This window comes from Vibrio sp. R11-SG3-ISO3-SZ, assembly GCF_059834345.1.
In genome coordinates, this window is the sequence record NZ_JCBDGX010000003.1 from 22,310 (window position 1) to 45,391 (window position 23,082).

The 23,082-nt window shown below is 44.5% G+C and carries 26 protein-coding genes and 2 pseudogenes; 22 read left to right on the top strand and 6 right to left on the bottom strand.

Going from position 1 to position 23,082, the window contains the following annotated elements; translation table 11 throughout:
- The 5 genes from dhaL to ribB are packed head-to-tail and all read left to right on the top strand — an operon-like array spanning position 1 to position 4,313.
- Positions 1-633, top strand: coding sequence for a dihydroxyacetone kinase subunit DhaL (dhaL, locus tag AC6R1O_RS00350; RefSeq protein WP_500625948.1), 633 nt, complete (start codon positions 1-3; stop codon positions 631-633).
- Entirely contained in the window at positions 630-1,400 is a 771-nt protein-coding gene (locus tag AC6R1O_RS00355; protein WP_500656280.1) for a triose-phosphate isomerase, read from the top strand. Before dhaL ends, AC6R1O_RS00355 begins: the two co-directional genes overlap by 4 nt.
- Before the next feature lie 8 nt (positions 1,401-1,408).
- Positions 1,409-2,323: an AEC family transporter gene (locus AC6R1O_RS00360; RefSeq protein WP_500656281.1), complete on the top strand. Its 915-nt coding sequence runs from the start codon at positions 1,409-1,411 to the stop codon at positions 2,321-2,323.
- A 28-nt stretch (positions 2,324-2,351) separates the two neighbouring features.
- Entirely contained in the window at positions 2,352-3,191 is an 840-nt protein-coding gene (locus AC6R1O_RS00365; protein WP_500625951.1) for a sugar phosphate isomerase/epimerase family protein, read from the top strand.
- A gap of 12 nt (positions 3,192-3,203) precedes the next feature.
- Positions 3,204-4,313: a 3,4-dihydroxy-2-butanone-4-phosphate synthase gene (gene ribB / locus AC6R1O_RS00370; RefSeq protein WP_500656282.1), complete on the top strand. Its 1,110-nt coding sequence runs from the start codon at positions 3,204-3,206 to the stop codon at positions 4,311-4,313.
- A gap of 214 nt (positions 4,314-4,527) precedes the next feature.
- On the opposite strand, the gene AC6R1O_RS00375 is transcribed toward ribB, so the two are convergent.
- Positions 4,528-4,740 (bottom strand): IS66 family transposase, encoded by a 213-nt coding sequence (locus AC6R1O_RS00375; protein WP_500625963.1) that lies wholly within the window; start codon positions 4,738-4,740, stop codon positions 4,528-4,530.
- A 107-nt stretch (positions 4,741-4,847) separates the two neighbouring features.
- On the opposite strand from AC6R1O_RS00375, the gene AC6R1O_RS00380 reads away from it, so the two are divergent.
- The 8 genes from AC6R1O_RS00380 (at position 4,848) to trpS (ending at position 11,767) form a co-directional block, all read left to right on the top strand.
- Positions 4,848-5,513, top strand: a complete 666-nt coding sequence (locus tag AC6R1O_RS00380) for an amino acid ABC transporter permease (protein WP_500625953.1) — start codon at positions 4,848-4,850, stop codon at positions 5,511-5,513.
- A 2-nt stretch (positions 5,514-5,515) separates the two neighbouring features.
- The gene (locus AC6R1O_RS00385; RefSeq protein ID WP_500625954.1) at positions 5,516-6,187 is read left to right on the top strand and encodes an amino acid ABC transporter permease; all 672 of its coding nucleotides are present in this window, start codon (positions 5,516-5,518) and stop codon (positions 6,185-6,187) included.
- 10 nt (positions 6,188-6,197) lie between these two features.
- Positions 6,198-6,932: an amino acid ABC transporter ATP-binding protein gene (locus AC6R1O_RS00390; RefSeq protein ID WP_500625955.1), complete on the top strand. Its 735-nt coding sequence runs from the start codon at positions 6,198-6,200 to the stop codon at positions 6,930-6,932.
- Positions 6,932-7,888, top strand: coding sequence for a glycosylasparaginase (locus AC6R1O_RS00395; RefSeq protein ID WP_500630533.1), 957 nt, complete (start codon positions 6,932-6,934; stop codon positions 7,886-7,888). The genes AC6R1O_RS00390 and AC6R1O_RS00395 overlap by 1 nt, the downstream gene beginning before the upstream one ends.
- Entirely contained in the window at positions 7,878-8,672 is a 795-nt protein-coding gene (locus AC6R1O_RS00400; RefSeq protein WP_500625957.1) for a transporter substrate-binding domain-containing protein, read from the top strand. The genes AC6R1O_RS00395 and AC6R1O_RS00400 overlap by 11 nt, the downstream gene beginning before the upstream one ends.
- Before the next feature lie 76 nt (positions 8,673-8,748).
- Positions 8,749-9,483 (top strand): copper homeostasis protein CutC, encoded by a 735-nt coding sequence (locus AC6R1O_RS00405; protein WP_500656283.1) that lies wholly within the window; start codon positions 8,749-8,751, stop codon positions 9,481-9,483.
- The gene (locus tag AC6R1O_RS00410) at positions 9,473-10,447 is read left to right on the top strand and encodes a LacI family DNA-binding transcriptional regulator (protein ID WP_500625959.1); all 975 of its coding nucleotides are present in this window, start codon (positions 9,473-9,475) and stop codon (positions 10,445-10,447) included. The genes AC6R1O_RS00405 and AC6R1O_RS00410 overlap by 11 nt, the downstream gene beginning before the upstream one ends.
- 297 nt (positions 10,448-10,744) lie before the next feature.
- The gene (trpS, locus tag AC6R1O_RS00415; RefSeq protein ID WP_500627365.1) at positions 10,745-11,767 is read left to right on the top strand and encodes a tryptophan--tRNA ligase; all 1,023 of its coding nucleotides are present in this window, start codon (positions 10,745-10,747) and stop codon (positions 11,765-11,767) included.
- A gap of 128 nt (positions 11,768-11,895) precedes the next feature.
- On the opposite strand, the gene ulaG is transcribed toward trpS, so the two are convergent.
- Together ulaG and ulaR are read right to left on the bottom strand one after the other, a co-directional pair.
- Complete coding sequence (gene ulaG, locus AC6R1O_RS00420; protein ID WP_500656284.1) at positions 11,896-12,963, bottom strand: L-ascorbate 6-phosphate lactonase; 1,068 nt, start codon at positions 12,961-12,963, stop codon at positions 11,896-11,898.
- Between the two features lie 121 nt (positions 12,964-13,084).
- Complete coding sequence (gene ulaR / locus AC6R1O_RS00425) at positions 13,085-13,840, bottom strand: HTH-type transcriptional regulator UlaR (RefSeq protein WP_500627367.1); 756 nt, start codon at positions 13,838-13,840, stop codon at positions 13,085-13,087.
- A 340-nt stretch (positions 13,841-14,180) separates the two neighbouring features.
- Here ulaR and AC6R1O_RS00430 point away from each other — a divergent pair, with 340 nt between their 5' ends.
- From AC6R1O_RS00430 to AC6R1O_RS00455, 6 genes are all read left to right on the top strand, one after another.
- Positions 14,181-15,998 (top strand): PTS ascorbate-specific subunit IIBC, encoded by a 1,818-nt coding sequence (locus AC6R1O_RS00430; RefSeq protein ID WP_500656285.1) that lies wholly within the window; start codon positions 14,181-14,183, stop codon positions 15,996-15,998.
- Positions 15,999-16,069: 71 nt separating this feature from the next.
- Entirely contained in the window at positions 16,070-16,537 is a 468-nt protein-coding gene (locus AC6R1O_RS00435; RefSeq protein ID WP_500627369.1) for a PTS sugar transporter subunit IIA, read from the top strand.
- A 9-nt stretch (positions 16,538-16,546) separates the two neighbouring features.
- A complete protein-coding gene (locus tag AC6R1O_RS00440) occupies positions 16,547-17,245 on the top strand; it encodes an L-ribulose-5-phosphate 4-epimerase (RefSeq protein ID WP_500627370.1) in 699 nt (232 codons plus the stop codon).
- A 20-nt stretch (positions 17,246-17,265) separates the two neighbouring features.
- Positions 17,266-18,087, top strand: a complete 822-nt coding sequence (locus tag AC6R1O_RS00445; RefSeq protein WP_500656286.1) for a Cof-type HAD-IIB family hydrolase — start codon at positions 17,266-17,268, stop codon at positions 18,085-18,087.
- A gap of 4 nt (positions 18,088-18,091) precedes the next feature.
- Positions 18,092-18,739 carry a 3-keto-L-gulonate-6-phosphate decarboxylase UlaD gene (locus AC6R1O_RS00450; RefSeq protein WP_500627372.1) on the top strand — a complete coding sequence of 216 codons (648 nt, stop codon included), beginning with the start codon at positions 18,092-18,094 and terminating at the stop codon, positions 18,737-18,739.
- An 8-nt stretch (positions 18,740-18,747) separates the two neighbouring features.
- A complete protein-coding gene (locus AC6R1O_RS00455) occupies positions 18,748-19,644 on the top strand; it encodes an L-ribulose-5-phosphate 3-epimerase (RefSeq protein ID WP_500627373.1) in 897 nt (298 codons plus the stop codon).
- 186 nt (positions 19,645-19,830) lie between these two features.
- Here AC6R1O_RS00455 and AC6R1O_RS00460 read toward each other — a convergent pair whose 3' ends face one another.
- On the bottom strand, positions 19,831-20,040 hold the full coding sequence (locus tag AC6R1O_RS00460) for a hypothetical protein (RefSeq protein WP_500627374.1): 210 nt from the start codon (positions 20,038-20,040) through the stop codon (positions 19,831-19,833).
- A 115-nt stretch (positions 20,041-20,155) separates the two neighbouring features.
- A pseudogene (locus tag AC6R1O_RS00465) lies at positions 20,156-20,317 on the bottom strand (integrase core domain-containing protein); the annotation flags it as partial.
- On the opposite strand from AC6R1O_RS00465, the pseudogene AC6R1O_RS00470 reads away from it, so the two are divergent.
- The 3 genes and pseudogenes from AC6R1O_RS00470 to AC6R1O_RS00480 all read left to right on the top strand — a co-directional run.
- Positions 20,293-20,549, top strand: a pseudogene (locus tag AC6R1O_RS00470) (transposase); the annotation flags it as partial. The pseudogenes AC6R1O_RS00465 and AC6R1O_RS00470 sit on opposite strands and share 25 nt — an antisense overlap.
- A 97-nt stretch (positions 20,550-20,646) precedes the next feature.
- Positions 20,647-20,898 (top strand): type II toxin-antitoxin system Phd/YefM family antitoxin, encoded by a 252-nt coding sequence (locus tag AC6R1O_RS00475; protein ID WP_486018677.1) that lies wholly within the window; start codon positions 20,647-20,649, stop codon positions 20,896-20,898.
- The gene (locus AC6R1O_RS00480) at positions 20,895-21,155 is read left to right on the top strand and encodes a Txe/YoeB family addiction module toxin (protein ID WP_500627388.1); all 261 of its coding nucleotides are present in this window, start codon (positions 20,895-20,897) and stop codon (positions 21,153-21,155) included. The genes AC6R1O_RS00475 and AC6R1O_RS00480 overlap by 4 nt, the downstream gene beginning before the upstream one ends.
- Positions 21,156-21,639: 484 nt before the next feature.
- Here the strand turns inward: AC6R1O_RS00480 and AC6R1O_RS00485 are convergent, their stop codons facing one another.
- A complete protein-coding gene (locus AC6R1O_RS00485; RefSeq protein ID WP_500656287.1) occupies positions 21,640-22,788 on the bottom strand; it encodes a tyrosine-type recombinase/integrase in 1,149 nt (382 codons plus the stop codon).
- Positions 22,789-23,082: the final 294 nt, after the last annotated feature.

The following is a 23,082-nucleotide window of genomic DNA, read 5'->3' on the forward strand; positions in this document are numbered from 1 at the left end:
ATGAATGCATTAACAGCGAAAAACATGATGGCTTATGTTGCTCAAAAGATGGTTGCAAGTGAGCCAGTATTGACCAAATACGACCAAGCGATTGGTGATGGTGACCATGGGATTGGTATGGAGCGCGGCTTTAAAGCGGTTGCTGAGCTCTTAGACAGTGATTATCAGCCGGAAGATGTCAGTAAACTACTGTTGAAGATTGGCTCTACGATGATGGCCACCATGGGCGGTGCGTCCGGTGCGATTTTCGGTACTTTGTTCCGCAGTGGTGCGAAGTCAATTAAAGGTACGACAGAGCTTGATACGGATACGTTATCTACGTTCCTAGCAGGCGGCTTACAAGGGGTTTATGAACGTGGTGGTGCTAAGCCGGGTGATAAAACTATGATAGATGCATTGGTGGCTGCGGTCGAAAAATCAGAACAACTTTCTGGTCCACTAACCGATACGCTCCCGGCTATTGCACAAGCTGCCGCACAAGGTGTGGAAGCAACCAAAGATATGATTGCAACTACAGGTAAAGCAAAGACACTAGGCGAACGTTCGCTGGGGCACCCAGATCCAGGTGCGATGTCGATGGCGTTTATTCTGCAGTATATGAATGAATACGCGGCTGAGCAGGTTACCGCATGAAGAAGGTCTGGGTCGGCACTAGCTGGAAAATGAACAAAAATATGCAAGCAGCCGAAGCCTGGGCTTCTGCTGTCTTGCCATCATTGACACGTTGTTCGAATCGTATCCAACCTTTCGTGATCCCGCCTTTCCCTTACGTGCAAATGGTGTCTAAGTTGTTCTGCGAGCAATCGATTCGCGTCGGAGTACAGAACATTTGTTGGCAAGATGAGGGGGCATACACCGGTGAGGTGTCTCCTATTATGGCGAAAGACTGTGGCGCGACGATTGTCGAAATTGGTCATTCTGAGCGTCGAGCCATGTTTGGCGAGACCGACGAAACGGTCAATTTGAAAGTACATGCAGCACTGCGTCATGGTTTAACTCCACTTGTATGCGTTGGTGATACCGCGCAAGAGAAAGAGTGGGGGGTATCAGTGGAATCTGTCATTCGACAAGTGAAGATTTCATTGTATGACGTTCCTGTTGAATCGTTAGTGCGAGTAGTGATTGCTTATGAGCCTGTTTGGGCGATAGGTGAACATGGCGTACCGGCAACTAAAGAAGAAGCGCAAATTATTCACCAAGCCATTCGTTCAGCTTTAGCTGATCAATATGGTTCAGACGTCTCTCAAAGCATGATTCTGTTGTATGGAGGTAGCGTAAATTTGTCCAATGCGAGTGGCTTAATCGAACAGCCTGATATCGATGGTGTGTTCGTCGGTCGAACAGCGTGGGAAGCAAATGGTTACTCAGAGTTACTGAGTATAGCTGAACGAAGCAGCTAAGGGCGGGTATGGAGCAAGTTAAGTTAATGAGCTGGATCATTCTTGGCCTAGGGTGTGCCACTTTGATCACTGGGATTTCCAAACCTAGAGTGGATTGGGTCAGACGCTTTGCTTTTACTTATCTTGCGCCGTGCTTGTTTTTTTCATCGGTATATCGAACGGATCTGCAAAACCTTCCATCACTGTCGGTATTTACTACTTATATTTTATGCTTTGGCGTTGTTTTCTGGGGACTGAAAGCATGGCTCGTCACACAAGGTAATCATACGGTGGCTTCGTCCAATATCAAGGCTGTCGCAGCTTTATATCCTAATGCCGTTGGGGTAGGGGGCCCGCTAGTGCTTGCGCTTTACGGTCCCAAAGCCACTTTAGTTCTGATGGGTGTGATCGTGACGAACCTGTTATTGGTTTTACCATTGGTCAATATCTTAATGATTCGCTCGGGCGAGCAAGGGTTTTATAACTACCGTAATGTGGCAACTGATCCGATCTTATTGGCCATCGTGTTTGGGTTATTGCTTAACGCACGGGGTATTGAGCTTCCTATCCTCTTAATTGATGGGTTCTCTATGATTGGAGCAGCTGCAATACCAATAATTTTATTCATCTTAGGCGCAAGCTTAAGCTTTTATTCACTCCGCTCACTAATTCAAGAAAAAATAGGCCTACTTTTGGCCATCAAGATCCTTCTATTTCCAATGCTTATATTGCTATGCGCGAAGTATGTTTTCTCTCTCTCGGTTATCGAAACCCAAGTGCTGGTTATTTTGGCCAGCCTACCGACGGGTTTGAATGTCTACTTGCTATCCGAGCGGTATCAAGTCGCCAAAGAAGCCACCGCTGGAGTGATCCTATTTACTACCGGCTTCTCTCTTATCTCTTTGTTGGGTTGGGAAGTGTTGCTGTATCAGTGGGTAGTTTAAACAAAGAATTGCTAAAAGGTTGAACACTATGAAAGTATTAGAAAGACTAGCCATCAATACGGCTATTTTTGACGGACATGACCTCAAGACATCGTTAAAAACGATTCGAAGCTTGGGTGTAAACCAAGTTGAATTCGCTTTTAATCAGGGCTATGTAGGTAGATTAGATAGCGATATGTTCTCTAACACCCATGCCCAATACTTGTTGTCACTGCTAGAGAAAGAGCAACTGATCACACAAGCTTTGGGCTGCACAATGAACTTGGCGTCTCCCTCAGCGATAGAAGATTTTATGGTACGTATCGATTTTGCGCACACGCTGGGTGTTACTTATTTAAATACTTGTACCGGTCCTATTGCCGATCGTCACATTATTGTCGAAAACCTGAAAATATTGGCTGAATATGCCAAGGATAAAGGTTGTGTTATCTGTATCGAAAATGGCGGCGACCATAACTTTAACGCTTTTGCGAGCGCGCATGATGGCGTAAGAATTTTGTCGGAAGTCGATAACTCGGCACTAGCTCTGAATTTCGATCCTGGCAACTCAGTGTCATTAGTACCTAATCTTAGCCCGAGTGAAGAAGCGCAGGTCGCATTGCCATTCTGTCGTCACTTCCATGTTAAAGACGTTCAAGTGCATGACGATAAGTTCACCTTTCCAGTGTTGGGCGAGGGGGTGGTAAACTATCAGTCGATTCTGCAGTCTTTAGCATCGCGTCAAATACCTTTTAGCATTGAAAAGCCGTTGCGTATGTACCGTCGAAAGGACTCCTTTCCTATTCGAGGGCGCTCACCAGAAAGCATGGAGACCATTGTTTCGGTATTGAGGCAATGCATTGAATACATTAACACTACCACTGACTAAGCGGGTGGCCGTATGCCAATTAGTACAATTGAAGAAATTATTGAAGATTATCGCCTAGGTAAAATGGTCATTCTAATGGATGATGAAGATCGTGAGAACGAAGGCGATATTATGATGGCGGCGCAACATGTGAGCGCACAAGACATCAATTTTATGGCCACTCATGGTAGAGGTTTAATTTGTTTAACTCTGACTAAACAACGTTGTGAATCACTCAACCTATTCCCGATGGTTTCTAACCCAACAGAACCTTGGGCTACAGCCTTTACCGTTTCTATCGAAGCGGCTCAGGGGGTTACAACGGGTATTTCAGCAGAAGACCGCGCTACTACCGTCCAAGTGGCTGTTGCGCAAGATGCCAAGCCTACTGATTTGGTCACTCCCGGTCATATTTTTCCTCTAGCGGCAAAAGAGGGTGGTGTACTTGTTCGTGCAGGACATACTGAAGCTGGTTGTGATCTAGCGAAGCTAGCGGGTGTCGAACCGGCATCAGTTATCGTAGAAATTCTCAATGAAGACGGCACTATGGCTAGGCGCCCTCAATTGGAGGTGTTTGCCGAAAAGCATGGTATTAAACTTGGCACAATTGCGGATCTGATTGAATATCGCAACACAACTGAAACTACCATCGAGCGTATTGCGGAGTGCAAACTTCCCACTGAGTTCGGCGACTTCTCAATGACTACTTATCGCGACACGGTCGATAATCAAGTGCATTATGCATTAACTAAAGGCGAAGTTAATTGCGAACCGACCAACGTAAGAGTGCATTTGCATGATATCTTCAGTGATTTGCTGTTTTCGACTCGCGACAACAAACAAAGTTGGTCACTTAGAAAATCAATGCAAAAAATTGGTGCTGATGGTGGTGTTTTGGTGATTTTAGGCCACCAAGAATCGTGCGAATCTACTATCGGGCGAGTAAAGAATTATCAAGCGCTAGATGCTGGACAGAATGTTAAGCCGAATAAGAAAGATCAAGCGTCACGCCAAGTAGGTGTTGGTTCGCAAATCTTGGCGGATCTTGGGGTCAGCAAGATGAACTTACTTTCTTCGTCCGACAAGAAGTATCATGCTTTGTCTGGCTTTGGCTTAGAAGTGGTAAGTTATATCGAGCCTTAATGTCCCCTTTCTCCAAAGGGGGACTCTTAGTTCGCTCGAATCAAATTGGGTCATCTAGACTGGGTTACTCCAATCCGCTAATCCAGTCGCTCCCTAAGCTAATCCTGCCTGCCCGACAGTTGCTGCGTTAAGATCTCGATGATGGCTTTCTGTTTCGAAGGTACATTAAAGCATCGCGATCGTATTTGCTTGGTTCGAGAGCAAGCAGTTTTATTTACCAATTCAAAACCAGCGGTTTAATTAAGTGTTCAGTACTATTATTGTCTATCGATAAGTGCCCGCCATCGATATGGCTGATGATCTTTGGCCGTTCAGGGAGCGTGTACTTTATCGTCTTAGCCAGCCTGTTAGACTCTATCACTTGTTGAAACGTCACCCACTCGCACAGCCCATTTAGTATGTATTTACAAAATAAAAACTTATTTATAAAAAATTATTAACTTTGTGAGACCGGTTTCATTTTCTGACAATCTCTGTTGCATAGGAAGTGCGCAACCCATAAGTTGAAACTAGTTTCAATTAGAGGGGTGTTCCGTGTTTGATATTTCGATAATGTATCGATACTTAGACTCGTTTATAGATGGATTTTCGATAACCGCTAGTATTAGCGTCGCTTCTATTATTGGTAGTTTCTGTATTGGTTTGCTGGTGATGTTTGCGTGCATTAGTCAGTCAAAAGTGCTGTCTAAAACGGGCTATATCTACATAAACGTGTTTAGGAACATTCCCTTTATTGTTCAGGTGTTCTTTATTTTTTATGGTTTACCTGAACTACGTATTTTCATTGATCCCTACGCCACGGGAGTATTGGCGCTATCTATTGCTGTTGGCGCGTATTGTGCTGATGTGCTGCGGGCGGCTGTTCAGCAGGTTGATCGGGACGTGATAGAAGCAGCTCAATCCTTTGGCTTAAAACGCCTAACTATCTATCGAAAGATCGTTCTTCCCATCGCGTTGCGAAATTCGATCAAACCGCTAGGTTCGATCTTCGTGAACCTAATTTTGACCACGTCTATTTTGTCGACAGTAACACTTAACGAACTTACAGGGACCGCAAAAATCATTGCGGCGGAAACGTTTAGGCCATTTGAAGTTTACTTCTTTTTATTACTGTTTTACTGCGTGATGACGTACATCTTATCCATTCTTATTGCTTTAGTGCACAAGCGACTAAATCGATTCTCTGAAGTAGGAGCATAGCGATGTCTGATAATGAATTTGTCCCCTATGACCTTATTGTTTTGCTTAGTGGAATCAGTGTTTCGTTAAAGGTGTTTTTGGTATCTAGCTTGTTTGGCGGTTTGTTGGGTTTAGGGTTGGCGCTATCTCGTCACTATCGATTCCCTATATTGAGCCAGCTTTCTGTTTTTGTAAGCGAGTTTCTTAAAAACTCACCAGTTCTGGTTCAGCTGTTCCTGATCTACTTTGGTCTGCCGATCTTCCTCTCTATGGACATGTCGGCGGAATTAGCCGCGACTATCACGCTGACAGGTAATACGGCTGCATTTGTTTCCGTCATTATTGTTACCGCAATGGCAGCGGTAGATAAAGGTCAGGTTGAAGCTGCACGTTCGTTTGGCATCTCTGAGATGGTGATTTTGAAGAAGATCATTACGCCTCAAGCATTGCTGGTTGCCATTGCGCCACTCGTCGGTCTCGCGGTTAACCAACTACAGGTCACGTCACTAGTCTCCGTTATAGGGGTTATGGACATTACAAAAGTAGGCGCCATTTTGAACCAACGTACGTGGCAGCCATTTATTGTTTGGCCTGTCATCGGGCTGACCTACTTCTCCATGTCGATGGCCATCTCCAAGGTGGGAAGAAAGCTCGAGCTCTACTTACGAAAACATCAATCTTGGTCTTTAGCATAAGGTGAACCCCATGATTTCAATTAACAACGTAAAGAAGTCTTTTGGAAGTAACAACATATTAAAAGGGGTCAGCCTAAATATTGAGCAAGGTGACGTAGTTTCTATTTTAGGTGCGAGTGGCTCTGGAAAGTCAACCCTACTGCGCTGTATCAATGGGCTGGAATCAATTAATGACGGTGACATTACCTTCCTCGACCTTTCGGTTTCCAACAAAACGGAGCTACAAAAGATCCGTACGTCAGTGTCGACGGTGTTTCAACACTTTAATCTTTACCCGCATTTGAGCATTTTGGACAACATCACCCTAGCACCTATTGAAGTATTAGGGCAAAGCAAGGAACAAGCCAAAAGCACCGCAAGAGAACTGTTAAAGCTTGTTGATTTAGCCGACAAAGAGGCGAGTTTTCCAGCTCAACTCTCTGGCGGACAAAAACAGCGTATCGGTATTTGTCGCGCTCTAGCAATGAAGCCGGAGTGTTTGCTATTGGACGAAGTAACTAGTGCGCTTGACCCAGAAATGACCTCAGAGGTGCTCGATGTACTCGCTGACCTGGCAAAATCAGGCACAACATTAATCTTTGTCACTCACGAAATTGCCTTCGCGAAAAAGATCTCCAATCGCATTGTTTTCCTCGACGAAGGGGTAGTAAGAGCTGACATGGATAAAGACGCTTTCTTCTCCGATGAAGGCGGTAAAAAAGACGAAAGAATTAGACGATTTTTAGAGAAAATGGATAGCAAATAATGATTGTATTATCAAATTCAGAAGCTTGGCCGGGAATCGATGACACGGTAAATATGCTTAATAGCGGCGACAATGGTCTCGATGCGGTTATTTGTGGTATTGAAAAAGTTGAAGCAGAACCAAGAATTCGCAGTGTAGGTTACGGTGGCTGGCCTAACCTATTGGGTGATATGGAATTTGATGGTGCGGTAATGGACGGCAACACGCTTCGAACAGGTGCCGTAGGGGCCGTCAAAGATCATTTTCACGTCACGCGCATTGCCAAAAAAGTGATGGAAGAACTGAACCACGAAATCCTCGTGGGGGAAGGGGCGACACGCTTTGCCTATGAAATGGGTTTTGAGTGCCCTAACCCTCTACTAGAGGACTCTAAAGAAGTGTGGTTTAAGAAGCTTCAAGAAATCACTGGCGAAGAAAACCCTGACATGTCGACTCGTCCGCTTGCGCATCTCAATTCAATGATCACCGACCCAGAGAAAGTCCGTGATACCACCGTATTTCTAACTAAAGACAGTAAAGACAGTATCTATGCAGCTACTAGTACGTCAGGGTGGGCATGGAAATATCCAGGACGCCTTGGCGATTCGCCTATTGTCGGCGCTGGTTTTTATGCGGATAGCCGATATGGTGCAGCGGCCTGCACTCATACTGGGGAAATGACCATCAGAGCCAACACATCCTACTCCATAGTAATGGCGATGCGTCTTGGCTTCTCACTAGATCAAGCGGTAGATATGGCCATTGAAGAACTAAATTCGCTTAGAACGGGCTTTTTAGCCGGCGTTGTCATTCATGCGATCGATAAAGATGACAACTACCGAGTCATCAATTTTGGATGTGAAGAGGACATCAAATACTGGGTTTACAAATCTGGAATGAGTAAACCTGAACAAAGAATAGCGGAAAGACGCTATATGGATAAACGAAATGAAATGGAGAACCACAATGAAATTTAAGGCATTGGTTACCACCATATTGGCAAGTGCACTCGTAATCAGCTCCCCCTCAGTATTCGCTGGCAAACTCGAAGACATTCGAGAGCGCGGTTACATTAAAATTGGCGTTTCACTCGGTGGCGAACCTATCGGGTTTCGTGATCAAAAGAATAACCCAGTAGGTTATGACGTTGATTTAGCAAAACGCTTAGCACAAAAACTTGGCGTTGAAGTACGCTTCACTGATGTTCATGGTGACGCTCGTGTTTCAATGTTGTTTTCTGACCAACTAGATGCTGTCATCGGTAATATGTCAGCGACATTAGAACGTGCTAAATCGGTAAATTTCTCTATTCCTTATGCACGCGCTGGCCTTCGTATTGTGCATCAAAAAGACCAGAATATTAATTCACTGCAGGAACTTGCGGGCAAACGCGTAGTTGTAGGCCGAGGTTCAACTGGTGAAACCTTTTTGAAACGTGAAGTGCCAGACGCTGAACTGGTTTACACCGATAACTTTGCACCAGACGGTGTATTGTTGCTTCGACAAGGCCGTGTAGATGCGGGTATTGAAGACAGCTCCCTGATTGATTACCTAGCCACTAACAACCCAAATCTTGTAACTCTGCCAGGCTTGCACTCCAATGACCCTATCGCCATTGGAGTGAGAAAAGGCGACGCCGAGTACTTACGCTGGATGGATATGTTTGTTTCCGATTACATTAATTCTGGTGCTTATGAAGCCTCTTACCACAAATGGTGGGGCGCGGATGCTAACCCACCTAAACTAGTGGGTACTTGGTAAGCTAATAATTCAAAGGCCCTTTCCCCCGGGCCTTTTCTCTTCTCTATCTTTCCACAAGTTCCAATGAGCTAGCTGTATGAAAATTGAAGTCTGTATCGATAACATTGAATCACTGTACACTTCCATCGCGGCAGGGGCCGATAGAATAGAATTGTGCAGCGCTCTGTCGCTGGGCGGTCTAACGCCCTCATTAGGCTTGATAACTCAGGCTGTTGCTGTTTCTTCTATCCCTATTTATGTAATGATTCGCCCTCGCGATGGCGACTTTGTCTTTAGTGAAGAAGAGATCCACTTTATGGAGCAGGAAATACTCAGCTACAAGTTGCTTGGCGTTGATGGCGTCGTCATTGGTGCGCTTAATCCCGACGCTACCATTAATGAGTTGGCACTGCGTCGATGGACTACCGCCGCTCAAGGTATCGGAATCACTTTTCATCGCGCATTTGATTTGGTTGCTAACCCGATAGAGAGTTTAGAGCTTCTATGCCAATACCCGATTGACAGAGTTTTAACTTCAGGGCTTCAGCCTACTGCGCTAGAAGGTATAGCGATGATCAAACAGTTAGTCGACGTCGCTCATGGGCGCCTATCGATTATGGCGGGCTCTGGAGTAAACGACAGCAATGCGCTCTCACTGGTTGATACCGGCATTTCTGAGCTGCACCTTTCTGGTAAGAGGAAGCGCCCTAGCAACATGCTTCAGCAGAGCTCACAAATCTCCTTGGGAATAGAAAGTAGCGATGAGTGGGTCTCGGTAACAGACTATGATAAAGTGCAAAAAATCGTGAGGTTATTTGCGAATGAGTACTAAAACACTACCTACATTAAAGGATGTAGCCGACCGAGCCGGCGTATCAAAAGCGGTTGCCTCTCGGGCTTTTTCAAAAGAGAAAAAACCCATATCTGAAACAAAGAAGCAGCGCGTGTTGAAAGCCGCCGAAGAACTTGGGTACGTCATGAATCCCTTCGCTCATAGCTTGAATAGTAAAACGACTGGACTCGTTGCCATTGTGGTCAACCACATTAGTGATCTGAGTGACCTTGAGCTGTTTGACAATTTACTTCGAGGACTGCAATCAATAGGCAAGCTACCAATTTTCATTCGCATCAAAACCGAGCAGGATATTGCATCAATTACTGATAATTCGTTCGTCCATCACGTGGATGCGGCAATCATTTTCTCGGATCTCATTGAACCTAAAGACATGCCAAAGCTGTTCCTTACTCCGAGAGTGATCAACCTTAACGGACAAAACTGGGACAATACATGGTCGGTTTTGCTCGACGAAGAGCAAGCCATTCAGGATGCGGTGAATTATGCTGTTCAAGCCGGCGTGAAACGAGTTTATTTACTTGCCGGACGACAAAGCTCTGCGGTTGAAGAACGCAGGCTGGCTTTATACCGAGACAACTTTGCACGCCACGATATTTCTTTGAAAAACATCGCCTATTGCAATTATAAGTATAATGAGGCGAAGCAGTACCTCATCGACAATTCAAGCGAAATTGTTCAACCAAATAGTGGTGTAATTTGCACCTCTGATGCAATGGCGATGGCTGCAGTAGACAGTTTTGGTAACAACCAACATAACCGTCCGGTAATCATCGGGTTTGATAACACTTTCTTCTCTCACTTTGGATCTTACCAATTCCCAAGTATTGGCTACTCAAAGGAAGAACTTATTGACATGGTGTTGGAGTTGATTACCCTGTCTTCTACGGAGCAAAACCTATCTGGTGAAAAGTTCATTCGCAACTTTTTTAACTGTCATTGAGAGAATGTGTTTTATACAGGGTGTCAAACCCGAAGAGAATTAAAACGCTCTTAAAATAGCTTCTTGAGATCCGAAGACATCAATCTGGTAATGGTTTGTTCAGGGGTTGAGTTTAAAATTAATTATTGTTAGTTTGATGGGATGAAACATACCACAACACCTTCATTATTTTTCTTTTGGTGGCGCTCTAACTAGAGCGGCACGGGATTGTCACATTCTTAAGCTGCTGGAAGGTAGCTAGGACTGTGTTCTCATTATCTCCAGTAGCGATCTATTTGCATACTAGGAGATACAATCATGAACACTAATCAACCCTCTGATAAATCAGAAATCATTTTAACAGGTGACCGAGCTACAGGCCCATTGCATCTTGGCCACTATATCGGATCTTTGAAGCAGCGTGTCTCTTTGCAACATGTTCACGACCAGACTATTCTTGTCGCTGACATGCAGGGTCTAACAGATAACGCTCACAATCCATCTAAGGTATCTTCCAATATACTTAATGTCGTCGCAGATTATCTTGCGGTAGGCATCGACCCGAGTAAAACAACAATTTGTCTCCAGTCGCAATTACCCGCATTAGCTGAGCTAACGATGTATTACAGTAATCTTGTGACAATCGCGCGGTTGGAACGAAATCCTACGGTGAAAAGTGAGATTAAAAATAAAGGCTTCGAACGTTCAATCCCTGCTGGCTTTTTGACATATCCAATTTCTCAGGCCGCTGACATCACTGCTTTCAACGCGACTCTCGTTCCTGTTGGGGATGATCAATTGCCAATGCTTGAACAAACGAATGAGATTGTAAGGAAAATAAATACCCTAGCAGGAAAAACAGTCCTCAATGAATGCCGCCCACTACTAAGTAATGCATCACGTCTACCTAGCACAGATGGAAAGAACAAAATGTCAAAATCAATGGGAAATGCTATCAACCTTGGTTTTTCCCAGAAGGAGATCAGTGCTGCCGTAAAATCAATGTATACCGATCCAAATCACTTGAAGATTGAGGATGCTGGTTGTGTTGAAGGAAATGTTGTTTTTACATATCTTGATGCATTTCACCCAGATTCAGACTACATCACTCAATTGAAGGAGCACTACCAACGTGGAGGTCTTGGTGATGGAACGACAAAAAAAATCCTTGAAGAATGTCTGCAAGAGCTACTTCGACCTATTCGAGCGAAAAGAGCAGAACTATTAGATGATAAGGCACAGTTAATCGGCATTTTGACTAAAGGAAGCCAAGTATCTAAAGAGAAAACTGAACGAGTACTTTTTGATATCAAAGATATCTTTGGACTGAATATCCTTTGAACTGAACATCCAGTGCTTCGGGAGACTCAACTCAAATTAACGCGTGATGTTCCCGAAGTGATGGAATTTTGGTGCTCATTGGATATTAAAAAGGAGCGACTAATCGCTCCCTTAATGATGAGAAAAGCTTACAAGAATGCGCGGTAAGGTAATTCTGGATCGTTCTTGAAAATGTCTGCAAAACCACGAAAGTGCTGATAATGCATGCGGCCTTTATCTGTTGGGTATGTGTATTTACCACCCACTTGCCAGAAGAAAGGAGCAAAACCGTATTGAAGACGCTCTTTCTTCATATTCCATAGCATTTCGATTTCACGTGGATCGTTCTGGAAGTTAGCCCAAATGTCATGGTGGAATGGAACAACTACTTCGCAGTTCAGAGATTCAGCAGCACGAAGGATATCTGAAGAGGTCATTTTATCCGTTACGCCACGTGGGTTCTCACCGTAAGAAAGTAATGCAACGTCGATCTTATGGTCGTTGCCGTGTTTAGCGTAGTAGTTTGAGTAGTGTGAATCACCTGAGTGGTAAACAGAACCCCCTGTTGTTTCTACTAAATAGTTCACCGCGCGATCATCCATACCGTCTAGAATGTCTTTGTCTAGAGAAGACGTACCTTCAGGAAGTGTTACGAGTGCTGTTCGATCGAACGCATCTAGAACCTTGATGTTTACGTCTTTAATTCTTATCTCGTCACCAACTTTAGCGACAACACAACGCTCTTCTGGTACCCCCCATTTTACCCATAAATCTACACACGCTTTAGGACCAATGAATTTTACATGATCACCACAGTTTTGTAGAACCGCCGCTGCAACGTTGATATCGATATGGTCGCCATGGTCGTGAGATGCCATTACCGCATCGATTTCCTTAATCGCAAATGGGTCTAAAGGGAAGATAGCAGTACGTAGGTTTGGTTGAAGTGCTTCAACACCACCCATACGCATCATTTGGTGCTGGTTTTTCATTTTTTGAACAGCTTGTGTTTTCTTGCCAGTTCCGCACCAGAAGTCCATTGATAGATTTGCGCCTTCTTCTGATTTTAACCAGATACCTGTACAACCAAGCCACCACATAGAGAACGTGCCTGGTTCAACAATGGTTTTTTCAATCTCTTCATTTAGCCATGTGCCCCACTCAGGGAATGTATTTAGTATCCAAGACTCGCGAGTGATTTCGTTTACATTGCTCATAATAATACCTTTTATTTCGATAAATTGATTAATTTGGATGTAGAGAGCCGAGCACCTTAATTTTTACTAAGGCACTGAGCTGAAATTTATTATTATTTGAGGGTGGATTAGCTCACTAGATTTACACTAAGATAACTTGTGTCCCTTGATCTTCAATCTTTTTAACCACGTCTGGGTTGGCATCTTTACCGGTGATTACTATGTCTATTTGTTTAGTGTCACAAAACAACATTCCGGTTCTTTGGCCAACCTTAGAGCTGTCTACCACAACGACTAACTTGTCGACTTGTTCTAACATCTGTTGCTCGGCAACCGCGGTTAGCATGTCGGCTTTATAGAGACCCGCATCAGTTAACCCTTTACCAGACGTAAACATCCAGTTCCCGGCATAGCCACCCAATGAGTTTGGTGCTGGGTTTAAAAAGATGTTTTGTGCCTTGTTGTATTGGCCACCAATGATGATCACGTCGTCATGATCTTCGTTGATCAGGTAACTGGCGAGTGGGAAGTAGTTGGTCACGATCTGAACATCATCCCCACACAGTTGCTGACCCAATAGGAAAGCGGTTGAACCACAGTTTATGACTACGGTGTCACCCGCCTGACAAAGCTCGGCTGCGGCATGCGCTATTTGGGCTTTCTCTTCATAAAACTCAGTACTGTTGATATTGAGCGGTGACCATTTTCTCTTTTGGTTTTCTATTCTTTCGGCGCCATTTCGTACCTTTCGAAGTCTGCCTAGCTCATCTAATTTTGCGATATCACGTCTAGCCGTAGCCGGTGAAACACTAAAATTATCAATGATATGAGAGACGTTAATCGTCTGCATTTCTTCTAGTAACGACAGGATACCGTTGTGTCTTTGCACTTCGTTCATGTTTATCACTCTATTTGTCGTTGTGACAACTTTATGATTAGTTTTGATTTGTTTTGATTCTAATAATCACCTTTGTGATTGTCAAACATTCAGGTTAGGAAAATAAGGTCTTACTCACGTTGTTTTTTAAATTATTGTTTTTATTAAGCTTTATTATCTTTGCGTGATCCGACGCTCAATTGGGCACATTGTAAGGATAGATAATTGATATAAATCAAAGCAATCACAAGTGAGCATTGAATGATTACTTTTGATTGTTAAAGTCTATCTCGTGAGCAGTGAAAGACATCACTGAACCCTACAAATCATTAAAACTACAAATCATATTAGAGGTAAAGATATGGAGTTCTTATACGAAATCTTCTATATTTTTTACAGTCAGGTTATGACCAAAGCACCTTTGCTGCTTGGTATCGTAACTTGTCTCGGTTACATCCTTCTCAAACGTGACGCAACAACCGTTATCGCCGGTTCAATTAAAACCATTGTTGGTTTTATGATTGTTCAAGTGGGTGCGGGAACACTGGTAGCAGGTTTTAAACCGGTTATCGAAAAAATGAGTGAAATTCATGGACTGACAGGCTCGGTAATCGACCCTTACACCTCCATGATGGCCACTATGGAAACCATGGGTGACAATTACTCTTGGGTTGGGTATGCAGTCCTTATGGCGCTGGGTATTAATATTCTATTAGTTGCCTTCCGCAGGCTCACAGGTATCCGCACCATTATGCTTACGGGACACATCATGTTCCAACAAGCTGGCTTGATTGCTGTTTTCTACTTCGTGCTTGGCGCGAGTATGTGGGAAACCATCATCTACTCTGCAATTTTGATGTCACTATACTGGGGCATCTCTTCCAACATCATGTTCAAGCCTACACAAGAAGTGACAGGCGGAGCTGGCTTCTCTATTGGTCACCAACAGCAATTTGCATCTTGGGTTGCAACTAAAGTAGCTCCTAAGCTAGGTGACAAAAACGACAGCGTTGACCACATCAACCTGCCAAAATGGCTACATATCTTCCACGACAGTATTGCTGCAACCACTCTTGTGATGACAGCTTTCTTCGGATTGATTCTTCTCTCATTTGGAATCGATAACCTTCAAGAAATGGCAGGCAAAACGCATTGGGTCATATACATCTTTGAGACTGGCCTGAAATTCGCAGTTGCAATTCAAGTTATCGTAACCGGTGTACGCATGTTCGTAGCCGAGCTATCTGAAGCGTTCAACGGTATTTCTCAACGCCTAATCCCGAATGCGGTTCTTGCGATTGACTGTGCGGCTATCTACGCATACTCACCAAACGCAATGGTGTTCGGTTTCCTTTGGGGTGCTGTGGGTCAATTTACCGCGGTATTGGCAATGCTGGCTTTCGATGCGCCAATCATGATTATCCCTGGCTTTATTCCAATGTTCTTCTCTAACGCAACGATTGGTGTGTTCGCTAACCACTTCGGTGGCTGGAAAGCGGTAATGAAGATCTGTTTCGTGATGGGCATTATCGAGGTGGTTGGTTCAGCTTGGGCGATTCACATCTTCGCACAATCAGGTACTGAGTTTAACGGCTGGATGGGTATGGCTGACTGGGCTCTTGTATTCCCACCAATCATGCAAGGTATCTCAAGCTCTAGCATGTTCTTCTTTGTTGTTGTCGCTCTTTCTGGTGTGTACATGTACTTCGCATCGAAAGCACTACGTGCTGAAGAAGACGGCGAAGCGCAACAAGCACAAACCATGACAGCAGTAACACCAGAAGGAGTAGAAGTTGAGGTTGAAGCGCCTAGTTCTCAAGCGCCAGTAAAATCTCAAGCGTTGGCTGAAGCTCCACAAGCTAGCAGTGCCACTGGACAGAAACCAGTACGAGTTCTCGTGTGCTGTGGCTCTGGTCAAGGTTCTTCAATGATGTGTTCTAAGAAGATCAAAGAGTTCTTAGATAAGAAAGGGGTTCCAGCAACCACATTCAACAGTGCAATCACAGACTACAAATCACACTTAGGTTCATTCGACATCATCGTGACTTCAGTTGCGTTGGCAGAAAAGATTATCAACTTACCAGAAGGTAAACAGCAGCTAGCAGTGAAGAACATGATCATGGTGAAAACCTTTGGTGATGAATTAATGTCACTTATCGAAAACAACTTCCACAAATAATTGAAATAGCCCAGCGGCAAAGCGGCTGGGCTAATAAAAATACTAATAACAAATCACTAAGTGAGCAAAACATGAATTTGAAAGAATCTCTGATTACCAACAGCTCAATCCAACTTAATGCCAAAGCAACCGACTGGCAGTCGGCTATCAAAATCGGTACTGATGCACTAGTTAAAGCAGGTGTTGCTGAAGAGCGTTACTACGATGCGATCATCAAAGCAATTTCTGCTGAAGGCCCATATATCTGTATTCACGACGCATTTGCTCTACCACACTGCCGCCCTGAAGATGGTGTAATCAAAACAGGCTTTGCGCTAACGGTACTAGAAACCCCAATTCTTTTTGACGACGTTGATGAGCCTGTCGATGTGCTGATCACTTTGGCAGGTAAAGATTCAGAAGAACACATCGAAGGCACGATGCAGGTCGCGAACCTGATCGAATTTGATGAAGATTTCTCAAAACTGCGTGCATGTAAAACACCGCAAGATGTGGCGAACCTGATTGATATGGCTCTCGCACAAGCTGAAGCGGCTTAAGGAGTCGATATGTCCAAATATAGCCAATTGAAACAACGTGTTTTAGAAGCGAATTTACAGCTTCCTAAGTACGGCTTAGTGACATTTACTTGGGGCAATGTTTCTGAGTTTGACCGTGAAAATGGCGTGATAGCGATTAAACCATCGGGTGTCGAATACAGTGATATGACGGCTGAAGACATGGTGGTAGTGGACTTAGAAGGCAACGTTATTGAAGGCAAGCTGAATCCTTCAAGTGATACAGCTACCCACCTGGAGCTCTACAAAGCGTTCCCAGAAATCAGCGGCATTGTGCATACCCACTCTCGCAGTGCAACTATTTGGGCGCAGGCGGGCATTGATATTCCTGCTCTTGGCACAACGCACGCTGACTACTTCTATGGTGATATCCCGTGTACTCGCAAGCTCTCAAGCACCGAAATCGCCGATCAGTATGAGAAGAATACTGGCTTGGTGATCATCGAAGAGTTTATTCAGCGTCGTGTAGACCCGATGGCAGTTCCGAGTGTAATTGTGGCGGGACACGCTCCTTTCTCTTGGGGCAAAGATGCCAAAGATGCCGTACATAACGCGGTGGTGCTAGAGGAAGTGTCGGCCATGGCATTGGCTACACGTTCGCTGAACAGCGGCATCAAGATTCAGCCGGAGCTATCAGACAAACATTACCTACGTAAGCACGGTGAAAACGCTTACTACGGGCAGCAATAAGCGTGATGCGAGGATAGGCGATGTATCAAGTATTGGCGTTAGACCTTGATGGAACCGTGTTGACCGATGATCACACCATCCATCCTGAAGTGAAAAAAGCGATCCAAGAGACCAAGCAACATTGCCATGTAATGATCGTGACGGGCAGGCATCACACTGCAGCAAGACCTTATTACTATGAGTTAGGACTAGATACTCCAATTATCTGCTGCAACGGAACCTACGTGTATGACTACCAAACCGAGACCGTTTTAACTCATAACGCAATAGAGCACGAGAACGCTCAGACGTTCATCGACCTAGCGCAGGCACATAAACTGAAGATGGTGATGTACATCACCGATGCGATGACTTACTCCAACTACAACCCATTCGCCTACATGTTGGCGTTGGAAGAGTGGGCAGAGCAAGCGCCAGAGCACCACAAGCCAAATATCTATCGCGTGGATTCATTCTCCGAAACGGCGAAGAACACTGAGTATGTGTGGAAGTTTGTGGTGGAAGGGGAGCAAGAGTCGGTCGATCACTTAATGCAAACGCCTTGGGTCAAAGATCATTTTAACGTCGAACGTTCGTGGTCGAACCGAATCGACTTTGCTGCTAAGGGCAATAGCAAAGGCCTACGCCTTGCTGAATACGTGAAGGAACTGGGTTTTCTGCCCTCCCAAGTGATTGCCATTGGCGACAATCACAATGACATATCAATGCTTCAGTACGCAGGCTTAGGTGTAGCGATGTTTAATGCTGACGACACCGTCAAATCGAACGCTCAAGCCGTATGCAAAACAGACAACAATCAAGATGGCCTTGCCCATCTAATACGTGAACAAATTAAAGGATAAAACCATGACTAAACCAATGATTCAAATCGCCCTAGACCAAACGAACCTACCTGCTGCTATTGAAGTTGCGAACAACGTAGAGAGCTACGTAGATGTGATTGAAGTGGGGACTATCCTTGCGTTCGCTGAAGGAATGAAGGCGGTTTCGACACTGCGTAAAAACCATCCTGACCACATTTTAGTGTGTGATATGAAAACAACAGATGGCGGCGCGATTCTGGCTCGTATGGCATTTGAAGCCGGTGCTGACTGGATTACGGTTTCGGCAGCTGCGCACATTGCAACCATTGATGCGTGTAAGAAAGTCGCTGATGAGTTCAATGGCGAAATTCAAATCGAGATCTACGGTAACTGGACTATGGACGACGCCAAAGCTTGGGTTGACCTTGGTATTACACAAGCGATTTATCACCGCTCTCGTGATGCTGAGTTGGCGGGTGTGGGCTGGACAGAATCAGACTTAGTGAAGATGCGTGATCTGTCTGAGCTGGGTATCGAGCTGTCTATCACAGGCGGCATCGTGCCAGAAGATTTGTACCTATTTGAAGGCATTAAAGCGAAAACCTTTATTGCTGGCCGCGCGTTGGCGGGTGAAAAAGGGCAAGAAACCGCTGAAGCACTAAAAGAACAAATCAACCGCTACTGGAACTAGGAGGCGTTATGTACCAAAACTTAATGCGCCATCGTGTTGGGCTATATGAAAAAGCCCTTCCGAATGACTTAAGTTGGGAAGAGAAACTAAAAACTACTAAAGAGTTAGGCTTTGATTTCCTTGAAATCTCGGTTGATGAATCCGATGAAAGACGCAGCCGTTTAGATTGGAGCGATGAAGAGATCTATGGGCTTCGCCGAATGTGTGAAGAGTATCAAGTGCCGTTGCAGTCGATGTGTTTGAGTGCACACCGTAAGTTTCCATTCGGCTCAGCCGATCCGAAAGTGCGAGAGCAAGCTGTTATCCATATGGAGAAGGCAATTACGTTGGCGTACAAGTTGGGAGTTCGTACTATTCAGCTCGCAGGCTATGACGTGTACTACGAACCTGCAGACAAAGCGACACACCTGCGTTTTATCGAAGGTATGAAGCTCTCGGCACAACTGGCGGAGCGCGCTGGGGTGATGTTAGCAGTTGAAATCATGGATACGGATTACCTGAACTCGTTAAGCAAATTTGAAGTGTTGAGCCGCGAGGTTGACTCGCCTTATTTCACCGCTTATCCAGATGTAGGCAATATATCGGGTTGGAATTATGACATAGTGACAGAGCTTAAGTTGAGTAAGCCACGTATTACCCAGATTCACCTTAAAGACACATATCGCGTCACTCCTGAATACAAAGGGCAGTTCCGTGATTTAGTGATTGGTGAGGGAGAAGTCGATTTCAATGCGGTTTTCAGAACATTGAAAGAAACGGAGTGCGTCGTGCCACTTGTGATCGAAATGTGGGCGCAAGACGAGAATTGGAAACAGAACATCTTGCAAGCTCAGGTTCGCTTAAACGAAGTTTGTCGTCAAACGGGTGCGATGCCCCTGTTTAGAAATGAATTGCTTGGAAGCTAATCGAGTAGATTGAAATTGCGCAAAACAACAGAACAGCAGCTCAGTTAGCTTAACCGATTAGCGAATTAAACTTCGCTAATGTCAGAAAGTTTATGCTCCTTTCTGGCGATAAAAACGTGCAGCATATTGCCCCCAATATGTTGCACGCTCCACTTTATCTGCGGTTAAGAACTAGATGTCCGTTGTTTAAATAGCAACAGTGATGTGATCGCGTCCTACTTTTGCCAACTCCATCAGGACATCTGTATGGTATTTCTTCTTCACGGTAACGTGAGTACCAATCTCACTGGCAATCGTTACGATTTTTAGTGCGTCTGTGGGATGTAGAGAAGAGTCTTTTGCAATTTCGATGTTTATGCCTAGTTTAACGAGTTCAATAACGTCGGTTGAATGCATGATAGATTTCCAAATTTGACTTTTGGGGGACTATAACACTTTCGATTATTCCAACTCTACGATGTTCCTCCAAAAACTCGTATTTATGTTCTGGTTGGCTCCAACCGGACACTTTCTTTAGGTAGGCTGAGACATCTTTCTTCATATGCTCTCTGGTTGGCTGATGTACTTTAAATAACCAGTCGTGCTTTAAGCTTCCGAAGAACCGCTCGACCACGGCATTATCCCAGCAAGCACCGACATCTCCCATGCTTGCCCGTATGCCATAACCCTGTAGCTGTTTGCGATACTGAGGCAGCAAAGTCAATTAAGACAGAATCTGATCTTGATGACTTCCGTAAAATGTTAACCAAGGTGACCGTTGAAACGGCATTAAACGCTGAACTCGATGAGCACCTTGGATATCAAAAACACCAATCCAGAACCAGTCCAACTCCCGCAATGGCTACTCGGGTAAATCAATTATCACCGATGATGGAGAGGTCGATATCGACGTCCCTCGCGACCAAACCAAAATCGCCAAAGGTTAGCTGTCTGCTTGAGCAATTTGCTATGTGTCGCTATAATCTGTACCTAATTATGTACATGAACAGTTTGGAGTGAGAAATGGACGCCATTAGTTACACCGCAGCCAGAGCAAACCTTGCATCTACAATGCAAAAAGTCTGCAATGACCATGCCCCTGTCATCATCACACGCAAGAGCGAAGCACCTGTAGTGATGATTTCATTAGAAGACTACGAAGCAATGCAAGAAACGACATACCTCTTGCGTGCCCCTACCAACGCTCGACGATTACTCGAATCCGTCGCAGAACTAGAGTCTGGTAAAGGACAAGAAAGAGAGTTGCTCGAATGAAGTTAACTTTCTCAACCAATGCTTGGGAGGATTATTTGTATTGGCAAAAGACCGACAAAAAAATTCTCAAGCGAATCAATATCCTCATCAAAGATATACAGCGTGAACCATATGACGGTATCGGTAAACCTGAGCCACTAAAGCATGGCTTATCCGGTTATTGGTCTCGCCGCATCAACGATGAACATCGAATTATTTATCGGTATCAAGATGAAACAATTCTGATAGCACAACTGAGATTTCATTACGGCACATAACGAACGATATGGACTCCCTATCCCTGACACTCGGCATCCGATACTGACTCAGTTCACGCTGAAAAACTGTCAGTTACCATGTCTAACAACAACTGATAGCGAAAGAGCCTAACCCTGAAGATAAGCGTAGCCAGTGCTTATGCAGTACCGAAGAAGGTGAAGCCATTCTGGTGAAGATCACAGATACTGATACAGCGATGCTGAAGAAAATGCAGAAAGGAATTGCGAACGAAGAGTTGGAGTCGTTCTACAATGTTGCCCGCCGAAGGGCTAAAAATTTATCGGAATGAGTACTTCTTTGCCGCTTATGTATCGAAAGCTCTGAATCTCGCTGCAGGTCAGCCAGTATTGAAGATCTGCTGAGTGAACGACAATCAAGATGGATGGCGAGCTTGAGTATTGGCGACCTAATGTGAGCAAGATTTGCATCGATAGCGAAGGGTGACTACTCACTGCCTATCGGGCGAGGGTTACGGCGAAATTGCTAACCCTGCAATAGTAGATTCGGGCTATCGTCATTACTTAAGCCACGTAGGTATCTCAGAACCATTTCATTGCTTTTCCAATCTCCAAGCTGAATGAGTTGGGTAAGTGACAAACCGGCAGCGTAGCCATCTTGGAGAGCCCCCACTCGGCTAGAGTGTCCACTCCAAACCGAGCGATGACCATCATGATTTTGCATTACACTGTAACCCAGCTTCTCAAGAGAACGGTCAGCACGCTGATATATTCTGTCAATTGTCATACCACTCATAGGGGTCTGCCTGTAACCAGCCGGTCGATGCCCCTTTTTTGTGAGCCAACAGAAAACAAAGTCATCCTCATTCAGAGATGTGCAATACAATTCAATGTAACGCCTCAATATCTTTGAGAACTGTCCGGTTAGCCTTTTGGGTTCGGGAGATATGCTTGTTTTGGATGTTACACGATATATGTTTATGTCCCCATTTTCGAGGAATTTAACATGCTTTTTGCGTATTTTCCCTATTTCCCCTTCTCGAAGTAGAGTACCATAGGCGACGGTTAGGACAGTTAAGTCTCGGTATGAAAGTGGTATTTTTTCATTACCCCAAATGTCCATCAGTTGTTTTAAGTGATGCTTACGAAATGGCTTGGCCTGTAACTCAATAACTTGAGTTCCGCTTAGTTCCATTTCGTCTTTCATGAGTGATCTAAAAAAACTGGTTAACGAAGGCGACTTCGTCACATCTTCAACCCCCATTATCTTATGGAACAAACTGAGTTGTGCTCGATACTGCTTCAGGCTGTTTATCTTTACGTTAAACTCGAGCCTTTGCCATTTGAACCAGTTCAACAATATTTCGCTATTGATAGGAAAGCTATAAATTTGGTGAGACTTACAGTACTCATCCCACTTTCTAACAACGAATGCCAGCATCTTTAGTGTATTGACGCTATGACCACCACGATTTTCTTCAAAGGCAACCAAGTTTTTTCGTACCGTCGGTAACAATGCCCAGTCAGGAGCAAAACTATCAGATAAGTCAGGGAAATTAACGCGGAAGCGCCGTAGTTTTTTTTGAGTTTTACGCCACTCTACTTCTACTTTATCTTGAGAATGCAACTGTGACAGTGTCACTTGGTTTTTTCTATTTGCTGGAAAGTTTCCCATGACGATCCTATCTCATTCAACTCAATGGTGTGATATAAATGTAATTATATCACACTATTGGATTGGGATAACGTAGACAGTCCGATAGCCAATTTCACTCAACCTAGCGCGGCGACGAAAACGTACGCTAAGATTCATACGCCTACTTGGGGTTTTGAGCCCGCTTCAGCGAAAAGTCCAAGTAGGCATCTTAGCCTTTTACTAATAATGATGACTATCTTCTATAGCATATTTTCTTTCGTAGCCCTATGAAATGCGAACATATGAAAAAATCGGTTGGTAATTAAGGTACGA